This is a genomic window from Yersinia massiliensis (assembly GCF_003048255.1).
Taxonomy (GTDB): Bacteria; Pseudomonadota; Gammaproteobacteria; order Enterobacterales; family Enterobacteriaceae; genus Yersinia; species Yersinia massiliensis_A.
The window spans coordinates 3,233,581-3,246,793 of the sequence record NZ_CP028487.1 but is presented as its reverse complement, the minus strand read 5'-3'; the positions used below and the strand labels follow the sequence as shown (position 1 = coordinate 3,246,793).

The window sequence follows — 13,213 nt, the reverse complement described above, 5'->3', positions numbered from 1 at the left end:
TGATTGGGTTTGAGAGTGTTCCTACCAATTTAAATTCTTAATGTGTGCCAATTAAATGGAAAATATCATTGTACAGTTAGGGCGTTGTCTACTTATATGTAAGTAGTGATTCGCCAGTTTACTATTTGAAATCACATTAAAAGTTAAATATAAAAAAGTAACGTATCGATTTCGCTGATTCCTTTGCGGTTGTTAACCACACCAGAAACAAGCTTAAACCCTCCTGTGCGAGGCGTTTATTTTATCCTCCAGCGTCCGACTTATCAGGGTCCCCCCCGGTATGTTCTTACGTGGAGATAGTGTCTTGCTTGATTTTTGAGGTTAACCATGGCGAATCCAACCACAGCATCAATTGATATTATTTCTCGCCAAAATGGGGCGATGATCTCGCATGTTACGGGTCAACAGAAAATTGTCGCACTGAATGAGTTGAGTATTGTGCGTATCCACGGTACGCCAGCCATGGTGGCGAGCTATGAGCGCCAAGGCAGTGATCTGATTTTGCACATGAAAGATGGCACTACTGTGCGTTATCAGCGCTTTTTCACCCCTGACGGTGAAGGAAATTTCAGTGAGTTAGTATTCGATGACGGCACTAATCCGCCAGTGCATGCTTCCTTCCCTGCTGCTATGGGGGCCGCTGTTGCCGGAGACATCGCCTTAGTACCTGAATTTACCTCGATTGATAGCGTCGCGGGATTGGCATTAGGCAGCAGCACAAGTTCCGCAGGGTTGTTGGCTGGCGCATTGGGCTTTTTGGCGATCGCTGGGGGAATTGGTATAGCGGCATCGCAGGGTAGCAGTAACAATTCGAATGACAGTAGTTCAGGCGGTAACAACGGCGGCAATAACGGCGGTAATAACGGTGGCAACAACGGTGGCAACAACGGTGGCAACAACGGTGGCAACAACGGTGGTAATAACGGCGGCAACAACGGTGGGAATCAAGCTCCAACACTCACCATCGCCCCTTTAGGCACCGATAACCGCCTCAATAGTATTGAAGTCAACCTCAACCAAACGCTGAGCGGTAAGACAACCGGCATTGCGGCGGGGCAGTTGGTCAATGTCAAAATCAATGGTTTTACCTACACCACGACTGTTGCGGCTGACGGCTCATGGACGCTTTCGTTGCCCTCAAGCATGTTACACGGCTTACATGACGGCAGTTATAACGTGGTGGTTTCCGTTAGCAATGGCAGTGGTCAAACGGTAGAGAAGACCTTGACGGTGGTGGTTGATACTACTCCTCCCACGCTGACCATTTCACCCGTCGCGGATGACGGCATTATCAATCTGAACGAGTCACTCCATACTGTTGCCATCAAAGGCACCTCAACAGCCTTGGGGGCGACAGTCACGGTGATGTTTCACGGGAAAACCTATACCGGCAAAGTGCAAAATGATGGTTCTTGGCAGGTCGATCTGCCTGCTGGTGCTTTGGTGGGGGTGAGTGACGGTCCACAGTCAATCACCGCCACGGTGACTAATGGGGCCGGTAATAGCGCCACCACGACGGGTAACGTCACGCTCGACGCCAATCCGCTCAACTTGCCCTCATTAAACTTCAATTCATTTGCGACTGACGACAACCTCAATGGTGCTGAACAGAAGGTTAACCAGACGGTTAGTGGTACCTCGAGCCACATTGAAGCCGGCCAGTTGGTTTACATCACGCTGAATAATAAGACGTATACCGCGACCGTCGGGGCAGACGGCACATGGAGTACGCAAATTCCTGCGGCTGATTTGGCGATGATTGCCAATGGTACGACCTCACTGAAGGCCTCCGCGACAGATATCGCGGGCAATCAAAGCAGCGCAACTAAACCCCTTGTTGTAGACAATACCCAAGCAGGACTGGGTGTTCACCCCATCACTGGCGATAATCTGATTAGCCTGTCCGAGTCGCAGAACGGTATTACGGTCAGCGGCACTTCTTCAGGTTTACCGGCTTTAACGCTGGTGACGGTGACGCTCAATAATATTCCCTATATCACTACCGTGGATGGGAATGGCAACTGGAGCGTGCAGATCCCAGCGGGTCAACTGGCCTTGCTGCCTGATGGGCAAATAACGCTAAACGTACAAGCGCCAGGTGCGGCAGACGTTAACCTCCCGCTGGGGATTTATATCCACAATGTCCCTATAGCCACCCTTAACCCGCCTTTTGTTGATGGCAAGCTGAACGGTATTGAGGTCCAGAGCGACCAGACAATTTCGGGGTCAACGGGTGTTAATGGCGTGGGGCAGATGGTCGCGGTCAGTTTCAATGGCGTGACTTATCATCCCGTCGTGGCTTCAGATGGCAGCTGGTCGTTGACGCTGCCAGCGGCGACATTACAAGCGCTTGGGCAAGGCACATTGTTGCTGAGTGCCACTGCTACGGATGCGGCGGGCAACACCAGTCAAATTTCATTGCCGGTAATTGTCGACACACAAGCGCCATCACTGGTCGTCAACCCCGTGGCGGGGGATGGCATCATCAATGCCCTTGAAGCCAGTGCACCTGTCATCATCAGTGGCAGCAGCCCAGATATTGGGGCTAATGTAACGGTCAACTATGGCGGGAAAAACTATACCGCACAGGTCAGCGCAATAGGGACGTGGCAGGTGGGTATTCCCGCCGCCGATCTTGCGCTACTGGCAGACGGAAGCCGCCCCTTAACGGTCACTATTACCGACTCGGCAAACAACAGCACCACGGTCACTTCAAACGTGACGTTGGATGCTAACCCAGCCAATTTACCGACACTGACCGTTAATCCTTTTGCGGGCAATGACATCCTTGATGGCGCGGAGCAAAAGGTCGATCAGCTGATCAGCGGCATGACCCAACATGTGGAAGCAGGCCGCAACGTTAGCATTACGCTCAATGGCAAAACCTACACGGCGACAGTCGGGGCTGATGGCAGTTGGCGTACCCATGTGAGCGCCGCTGATCTGGCTTTATTGGCCAACGGCAGCACCAATATTGTGGCGACAGTCAGTGATGCTAATGGTAATCCAGTGACGGAAACTCACGGGATCACCGTCAACAATTTGTTGGCGGGGCTGGGTATCACGCCGCTGACAGGGGATAACCGGATTAACGCGGTTGAAGCTGCGGCAGGTGTGACGGTCAGCGGGACGACAACCAATGTGAATGTGGGCCAAACAGTCACCCTGACGCTGAACGGCAAAAACTATACGGCGACAGTGGGCGTCGGTGGCAGTTGGAGCACGCAGATACCGGCAGGGGATTGGGCTAAGTTGGCTGATGGCAATGCGATATTATCGGCCGCGACCACGGATGCCACAGGTAACCTAGTTAACAGCACGGCAACGCTGGGAATTTATATTCATGCGCTACCCATCGCCAGCCTGACGTTACCCTTTACTGACGGCACGCTTAATGGCTTGGAAACAGCCACCAGCCAAACATTAACGGGTAACACCGGCGTGGCGGGAAACGCCCAGTTGGTCACTGTGAAACTGGCAGGCGTGACTTACACCGCCACCGTTGCAGCAGATGGCAGTTGGTCATTGTCGTTACCCACCAATGTGCTGCAAGGTTTGGGGCAAGGTAACCAGCCGTTGGTGATTACTGCCACGGATGTGGCGGGCAATACCCATACGTTGAACACGCAATTTAAAGTCGATACACAAGCCCCTGGGTTAACGGTCGATCCGATCGGTACGGATAATATTATTAATGCTGTCGAGGCGGCAGCGAGCATTGCGGTGAGCGGCAGTAGCACTGAAATTGGTGCGGTGGTGAAAGTCACTGTCGGGGGCCAGACCTATACCGCGCTGGTGCAACCCAATGGTCGCTGGAGCCTGAATATTCCGGCGGGTGCCTTTGCTTCACTCAGTGATGGCACTTATAGCGTGACGACGCTAGTGCAGGATGCGGCGGGTAACCGCACTACCGTGACACAAAATATGGTCTTGGATGCAGACCCACTTCATTTACCGACACTCACCATCAGCGCTTTTGCCGGTAACAATATTCTTGATGGCGCAGAGCAGAAGGCCAACCAGACAGTCAGCGGCACCACCACGGGCGTGGAGACAGGGCAGCAAGTCATCGTGTCGCTCAACGGCAAAACCTATAACGCCGTCGTCGACTCCTCCGGTCACTGGAGCATTCAAATCCCTGCGGTTGATTTGGCCTTGCTGAATAACGGCGCGATTAATATTACCGCAGCCGTCAGCGACGCCAGCGGTAACAGCGCCAATGGCAGCCAAAGCATTGTGGTGAACAATGTACAAAGCGGGATCAGTATCAATCCCCTGACCGGTGACAACGTGCTCAACGTGCAAGATATCACGGCGGGTATCCTGGTGAGTGGCACTACCAGCAATGTCAATCCGGGTCAATCTATCATCCTGTCACTCAATGGCAAAACCTACTCTGCCACTGTACTCGCAGGGGGAAATTGGAGTGTCAGTATTTCGCAGCCAGACTTGGCGCTATTAATGGATGGCAAAGCGACGCTCACCGCCACAGGGTCAGACAGCAACGGTAATGTCATTTCCACCAGCAGCGAGTTGAGTATTTATCTCCATAGCCTGCCGAGTGTCACGCTTAATCCGCTGTTCGGCGATAGCATTTTGACGCAAGCAGAGGCGGCGAATAGCCAGAACTTGAGTGGCACCACCGGCACCACCGGTGCAGGGCAAACGGTCAAAGTGACGATTGGTGGGATAAGTTATGCCGCCTCGGTCGGTAACGACGGACACTGGTCTCTGACGTTGCCAACGAATGTTTTGCAAAGCTTAGCGCAGGGTACGCAGCCGCTCATTGTGCTTGCTACCGATGCGGGCGGTAATTCCAGCAGCATCACGACCCCGATAGTCGTTGATACACTACCACCAGAATTGTCCGTGGGGCCGATAGCAACCGACGGTGTGATTAATGCCATTGAAGCGGCAGCGAATATTCAAATCTCCGGTACATCCAACGAAATCGGCGCCAACGTCAATGTCACTATCAATGGTCAGGTGTATAGCGGCCAGGTCAGTAACACCGGCAGTTGGATGGTGACCATCCCTGCTAATATTTTGAATTTACTGGCTGACGGGACTTACCCTGTCACCGTTACAATTCAAGATGCCGTGGGCAATCTCACTACCGTGACTGACAGTATTAAGCTCGTCACCCACTCTGTGCCAGCCCCGACCCTAAATATTCCGTTCACTGATGGTTACCTGAATGCTGCTGAGTTGACCAGTAGCCAAACATTAACCGGCTCGACGGGGGTGAGTGGCGCAGGGCAAAAAGTGGTGGTGACCGTTGGTGGCGTTGTACATACGCTCACGGCAGATAATAACGGCAACTGGCAACTCACCTTACAGCCTGCTGAATTGCAAAATCTGCCGAACGGCAATCTGGTGATTTCGGTAGCAGCGACGGACAGCGTGGGCAACAGCACCACCTTTACGGGCAGTGCCACGGTTGACAAAACGGCACCAACCTTAATTGTCGCGCCGATTGGCACTGACAATATTATCAATGCGATAGAAGCACTGAGCACGGTCAATATTACGGGGACGGCCTCTGTGTCAGAAGCAGGGCAAACTGTTTTCGTGCGCTTAAACGGTGTGACCTATAGCAGCCAGGTTCAACTGGACGGCACTTGGAGCATCCCCATCAGTAGCAGCGTGATACGCAACTTGCCGGATGGCAGTTATCCGATTAAGGTCACGCTCAGCGACAGTGCCGGTAACCTCACGACGGTTGATAGCCCCCTGACACTGGATGCCGATCCTGCCAATCTTCCTACATTGAGCATCAGTTCCATTTCAGATGATAATTTTATCAACCGCGCGGAATCGACTCAGGATGTGGTGATCAAAGGGGTCTCTACCCATGTTGAGGCGGGGCGTACTGTCACGGTCACCCTCAATGGGAAGGACTATACAGGGCAGGTACAAAGTGACGGCAGTTGGCAAGTGACCGTTTTGGCGGCAGATGTCAGCAACTTACCCGATGGCGCGTTAACGGCCATTGCCAAAGTCACTGATGTGAGTGATAACCCTGCAAATGCGGGCCGTCAGGTGACCGTAATTGCTTCACCTGCTGATCAGCCTTCGCTAACCGTCGCGACGGTCACCAGCGATGACATTATTAATTATCAGGAAAGTCAGTCGGCGCTGACCATCCACGGCAATACCCAGCGCGTGCCTGCTGGCCAAACGGTGAGTGTCAGTTTGCACGGTAAAACCTATACCGGTGTTGTGCAAGCCGATGGGAGTTGGAGTGTTTCCGTTCCCGCAGGCGATGTGCAGGCGTTACCACAAGGCAGCAATACCATCAGTGCCACGGTGAAGGATGCGGCGCAAAACACCGCGAACAGTAGCCATAACGTCACTGTTGATACGCAAGCGCCGCTACTGACCGTTGATGTACAAACTAACCTGGATAACGTGTTAAATCTGGCCGATGCCTTGCTGGGCTTAGTGGTCAAAGGAACCTGCGCGGGTGATGTAGGATTAACCGTGACGGTCACGCTGAATGGGCTGAATTATCAAACTAAAGTGCTCAGCGACGGCAGTTGGAGCTTGACTGTTCCCTCTGCTGATTTACTGCTATTGGGTGATGGCCCCTTGGTGGGTGGCGTAAAAGTCAGTGTGACTGATGTGGCGAATAATGAAAGCCACAGTGTCACCAATCTCACGGTCGCCATCAATAATGTTCCCACGCTGACCTTAGCGCCGTTATTCACCGACAACATTTTGAGTGTCAGCGAGATAGGTGCGAACGTCACGTTAACCGGCAGCAGTACGCATCTGGCGGTAGGAACGGCAGTGGTGGTATCGATCGATGGCGCGAAATATAACGGCAGTGTCACGTCAGCCGGTGTTTGGTCGGTCAATATTAGTGCCATCGAGCTACAAAAGCTGAGCGACGGCATCGCGAAGGTCACCGTTAGTGCCACTGACCCCAATACCGGCAACGATGCTTCGGCCAGCGCCAATTTGGATGTCTTGATCCATAACGTGCCCAATATTACTTTACCTACCTTGCCGTTCGCCGATGGCTATTTGAACAAACTTGAAGCAGCGGCTAGCCAAATTTTGACGGGCAAAAGTGGCGCAATCGGCAGCGGGCAAACCATCATACTGAAAATCGATGGGGTGACTTACCCTGCCTCGGTGGCTATTGATGGGACTTGGATCTGCACGTTGCCTGCCGGTGCGTTAAGCGCGTTACTTGATGGTCAGCACTCTATTTCCGTCACCATCACCGATCGGGTCGGGAATACCGATACCGAATTGTTTGAATTCAATGCCTTGGTCACCACGAATCCCACCCCGACCATTGATGCCGGACCGATTGTGGGCGGCATTCTCAATGCCGCCGAAGCCGCCACCGATAAGGTGCTCACGGGGAACACGGGCATTCTGGGCGATAACCAGCAAGTGACGGTGTATATCAATGGCAAGGGCTATGCCGCGACAGTCACCGCGCAGGGTAAATGGACATTGGACTTGCCTGCGAGCGTGTTAAAAGCCCTGCCGGATGGGGTATGGGATGTGACGGTGACGGCCAAAGATGCCGCCGGTAACCTTGGCTCCGTGCTTGATACTGTTGAGGTGATGACGCACACCTTACCGCATCCCACCCTGACGCTGCCCTTTGGCGATGGCACGCTAAATCTGGCTGAAGCTTTGTTAGGGCAGACATTGAAGGGCAGCACCGGTATCACGGGAAATGGGCAGACTGTGGTCATTTCCATTGATGGTCAGGTCATCCAAACCATCACCGCGAATGCGGATGGCAGTTGGTCTCTGCCCCTGTTAACGGCATTACTCACTGGCTTAGCAGCCGGCTCGCACACTATCGGTGTCACCGTCACGGATCGGGGCGGTAACGTGGTCAATATTCTGCCGGACCAGCCTATCGTCTTTATTTCGCAGCAAGCATTGCCGTCACCGTCATTCGATCCGCTTTCGTTTGGTGCAAGTGTCAATATTACGGAGGCTGGGGCTGCGATCACTATTACGGGTAAAACGGGGATCACGGGAAATAACCAAAATGTGCAGTTGAAGATTGATGTGGGTGGCATTGAATATCCTGGCGTGGTCAATCCAGCCAACGGCGACTGGTCGGTCACCCTTCCGGCGGGTGCTTTAAACGGCCTTACAAATGGTGCACACCAAATCCATGTCACCGTCACCGATGCGGTGGGTAACAGCAATACCGGTTCAGTGAATTTTGACAGCTTCCTGACGCCGCCTTTGCCAACCATTAATCCGCTCCCCTTTGGTGCAGTGCTCAATTTAGTGGAAGCAGGCACGGCTCAAATACTGACGGGCACCACCGGATTGCTCAATACTTCGCAAGGGGTCGTTGTCACCCTTAACGGGAAACCCTATACCGCAAATGTGGATCCGGTGACCGGTATTTGGACGCTCACGGTGTCATCCGCCGATTTAAAACTCATCCCAGACGGCCAGCATGCAATCAACGTTGTGGTCACTGATGCGGGAGGCAATCAGGCCAGCAGTTCGCTCAATATTGGCGTTGTCACACACAATCTGCCTACAGTGACGGTAGATACTCCATCCTTCGGGCTTATCCTGGATTTTGCCAGCAGCAAAATACCTCAAACTATCACGGGTAGTACCACCAATGTGGCGGTGGGTAGCCAAGTCAACATTGCCTTCGGTAGCCTAAATCTCACGGCGGCGGTGGGTGCCGATGGCCGGTGGACAACAACAGTGGGGAGTGCGCAATTAGGTTCGCTTGGCACTGGAAACGTGGCTATCAGTGCGACAGTGAAGGACAGCGCCGATAACATCGGTCAGGCCGTCCCTGTCGACATTAATGTGAATATCGTTGCTCCGCTGGTGACGATGAAAATTGATGCCATTAACCAAAACAATATTATCAATGAGCTCAGCGATCCCTCGTTTATCACCATCAGCGGGAAGGTCAGTAATACGGCCAGTGGTAGCGTCCTGCTCACGATCAATGGTATCCCGATTGTCCCCGCTCCGTTGATTGGGCTGGATGGCAGTTGGTCAACGACACTGCAAAAAGCCGACCTCCCCGGAGGCAGTTATCAGATAATTGCGACCTTGGTAGGGGGGATTGCCACTGAGCAAGTCGGGCTATTGGTTGACCGTACTCCGCCAACACTGACGGTTTTACCATTTGCGATAGATAACACACTGAGCGCGCTTGAATCGAAGTTGCCACAACTGCTCAGTGGTACGGCATCATTGAGTGATATTGGCCGACCTATCACCGTCACCCTTAACGGAAAAGACTATTCCGCGGTGATCCTGGCTGGTGGACTATGGAGTGTCACTATTCCGGCAGCAGACTTACAGACGTTGCCACAAGGGACGAATACCATCACCGTGACCCTGACTGATTTGGCGGGTAACAGCGTTGAGAAAACACCTACGCTGCAAGTGGATACGGTTCCTCCGTTGATCACGCTGGATGTCAGCTCACTGGTACTGAACAGCAATATTCTGGGCACACTGTTGTCGGGTACGGCATTAGGCGCGGAAGGGAAAACGTTAACTCTAACGCTGAATGGCACCACACTCACGGCCGTGGTGGGCAATGACGGCAAATGGAGTATTAACATCTTGCCGAGCGATCTGGCGGGGATAGCGGATGGGCCGTTGGTCGCCGGAGTGAGTGTGACCGACACGGCAGGCAACACCAGTAATAGCAATATCACTGTGAATGTCGCGCTAAATCCGGGGCTGGCTGTCACCATTGATCCGTTGTTTAACGGGGGCTACCTGAATGCCGTTGGTGCATTAGTCGACCAAACGTTGTCAGGCACGGCATTAAATGCGGGTTTGGGGGCCAAAGTGCATCTGACCCTGAATGGCGTACTGCTCAGTGCTGATGTGGGGGCCAATGGTAAATGGACGCTGACCCTGCCTGCGGCACAGTTAGCGTTGCTCGGTGATGGCCCGTTGGCCTTAAATGTCACTGTTACCGATGCCAATAATAATGTGGTTAACGTGGGCAGTGCCCCAATACTGAATGTACTGACACACAATTTACCGGCTTTCGACCCGCTAACGTCGCTGATCGGTGGTGATGGCATCCTCAATGCTGTGGAAGCGATGGTGGCCCAGACGCTCGGTGGTGTCATACGTAATGTGGCTGTTGGGGCGACAGTCAACGTCACGATTGGGACAAATGTGCTCACCACGCAAGTGCAAGCCGGTGGGATATGGCAGGTCGGTGTGCTGCCTTCGATGTTGAGCGGGTTTCAGGATGGCAACCTGCAAGTGGGCATTTCGGTCAAAGACGCCGCGGGTAATATTGCCGAAACACAGACGACAGTGAACGTGCTGACGCACAATCTTCCGCAAATCACCCTTAACCCGATCTTTGGTGATGGCATCCTGAATGTTAACGATCTTTCGGTAACACAGTTCATCAGTGGTACGGTTAAAAACCTGCCTGCGGGGGCCATAGTATCTATTCAATTGGGCACATTAACCCTACAGGCAACCCTCGACAGTAACGGTGCTTTTAGTCTGCCATTATCAGGGACATCATTAAGCGGTTTAGCCGCGGGTACATTGATAGCCACTGTGACGGTAACGGATATCGCCGGTAACACCAACTCGGCCACTCGCCCATTACTGGTGGATGTGACCGCGCCAGTGATCACGCTGAACCCGATTTTTGGTGATGGAAAACTCAGTTTGGCGGATACCGCTATTGGGCAAATTATCGGCGGGACCGTCAGTGGTGTGGCAGAGGGAACACAGGTCAGCGTGACCCTCGGCGGCAAAACCTTCTTTGCCACGACCGCCGCCAATGGCAGTTTCACCCTGACCTTACAACCCGCTGATTTGACTGCACTGACTAACGGTAACCTGACCGTTCAAGTCTCGGTCACTGATCCGGCAGGGAACACTGGCACCGCATCTGGCAGCGTGAATGTCATTATTAACAACCTACCGAAGCTGATACTGGACCCTATTTTTGGTGACGGCTTACTGAATATTCTCGATAGCCAAGCTATACAGACCATCAGTGGGACGGTGGTGAATGGCGTGCTGGGCACACAAGTATTGGTGAACATTGGCGGCACTCAATTGAGTGCGGTTGTCGGTGCTAATGGCGTATGGAGCCTACCCGTCCCCACCAATATATTGAGCGCACTCTCGGATGGCAGCCAAACTATCAGCGTATCACTGGTGGATGGGGCCGGTAATACCAGCAGTGCCAACGGCTTAGTCAATGTCTTGATTCATGCGCAACCGACCTTGACCGTCAATACGATTTTTGGTGATGGCATTCTGAGTGTGGCTGACTTACTGGTGGCGCAGACCATTAGCGGCACAACCACCAATGTGGCGCTGGGAACACAAATTCATGTCACGCTGAACGGAAAACCTTATACCGCCACGGTGGGTGCGGGGGGCAATTGGAGTGTGTTGGTGCAACCTATTGACCTCAAAGCCATGGTGATTGATACCAATCTGACGGTCAATGTGTCACTGCAAGATGCGGTGGGCAACCCTGCCTCGGGTACTGGCATCCTCAGTGTCATTTCCAATGGCATACCGACGCTAACACTGGATTCTATCTTTGGTGACGGCTTACTCAATGCCGCCGATGCACTGCTGACCCAAACGATCACCGGCCACAGTACCTTTGCGGCAGGGGCCACCGTCAATGTGAATGTCGGTAATCTGGCGCTGAGCACCACAGTGAAAGCCGATGGCACTTGGAGCATTTTGGTTCCTCCATCAGCCTTGGCGGGCCTACTGGATGGCAGCTTTACGGCGACAGCCAACCTAACCAATGCGGCGGGACACAGCGCAACGGTGTCTGCGCCTGTTTCTATCGGCATCAACGTGCCCACCATTACGCTCAACACCTTCTTTGCCACCGACCACTATCTCAACGGCGTTGAATCGACGACGGCGCAGGTGATTTCAGGCACCAGCACCCATGCCGCGGGCCTGCAAATCAAGGTCACGGTGGGTAATGCCAGCTTAACCGCCACCATAAACAGTGACGGTACGTGGAGTGTACCAATTACGCCTTCTGCCCTCACTGGCTTACTGGACGGCTCGGCCAAAATTGGTGTCTCGGTCACGGATAGCGTGGGGAATACGACGGCGGTTAACACTGATTTCACGGTGAAAACTCATGCGCTGCCGTTACTGGGCGTCGATGTGTTGGGGAATGTCGGCAATCTACTGTTACTGCCGGTCAATGGCCTGACTATTTCTGGCTCTAGCCTCAATGTGTTGCCTAATACCACGGTGAAAGTGGTGTTACTGGGCCACACCCTTGAGGGGATCGTCGATAACACCGGCCATTGGAGCGTCAAATTCTACGGCTCCTTCCTCAGTGGACTGAACTTATTAACTACCACGGTAGCTGTCTCCGTCACCGACGAAGCCGGTAACTACAAAGGTATCTCGGTTGGGTTGCTTTCTGGCTCCGGTATTCAGCTCATGGCCGCCAGCAGTGATATTCAAACCGCCAGTCTGATGATGGATAACAGCGGCAATGATAGCAACAGTGATACGGCACATGCAGTCAGTGCGAAAAGTGCGGTAGCGCTTGCCAGCAGTGAACCCATCGACAGTCCCCTGACAACCACCGTGACAGAAGGGGCCTACAGCATCGGTGGCGTCACCCTGAACTTAGCCGATGGCGGGGTGATGTCTGGCGAGACATTGACGGGCAGTAGCGGATCGGATCTGTTCACCGTCAACTCGCTGAATTTCAATCATATTGACGGGGGATTGGGGATAGATACCTTGTTGCTCGGCGGCAGCCATCAAGCGCTGGATCTGACTCAGTTGGGCCTGAGTATTGAGCATATCGAGATCATTGATTTAGGGATGAATGGCACCAATAGCATCACCCTGGGTTTGCACGATGCCCTGACGCTGACCGATAAACCGCAAGATGATTTGCTGATTAAGGGGGCGCTGGGTGGGCAGGTCACCCTCAGTAACACGCCGGAGGGGGTTTGGAACAGTGTCGGGCAACGTAGCATTGATGGGCAGACGTTTGACGTTTACCACAATTCCTCGTTAGAGAGCAGCAATACATTGGGCGACGTGCTGATTCAGCAGGGCTTACAGGTGCATCTAGTGTGATGTCACTGGCTCGGTAAAGCATAAAAAGACCCATGAATAATGATCGGCGCAGAGGTATGTCGGTGATGAATAAAATGATGAGGCGTGTCGGGGGGCGGCAGATTGCCGCGACCTT

1 protein-coding gene is annotated in these 13,213 nt (G+C 53.2%); it reads left to right on the top strand.

Going from position 1 to position 13,213, the window contains the following annotated elements:
• Window positions 1-327: 327 nt before the first annotated feature.
• A complete protein-coding gene (locus DA391_RS15090; RefSeq protein WP_108087923.1) occupies window positions 328-13,098 on the top strand; it encodes an Ig-like domain-containing protein in 12,771 nt (4,256 codons plus the stop codon).
• Window positions 13,099-13,213: the final 115 nt, after the last annotated feature.

Excerpts from the sequence above, each read along its gene's own strand:
- DA391_RS15090 (WP_108087923.1), top strand. The coding sequence starts at position 328 with ATGGCGAATCCAACCACAGCATCAATTGATATTATTTCTCGCCAAAAT.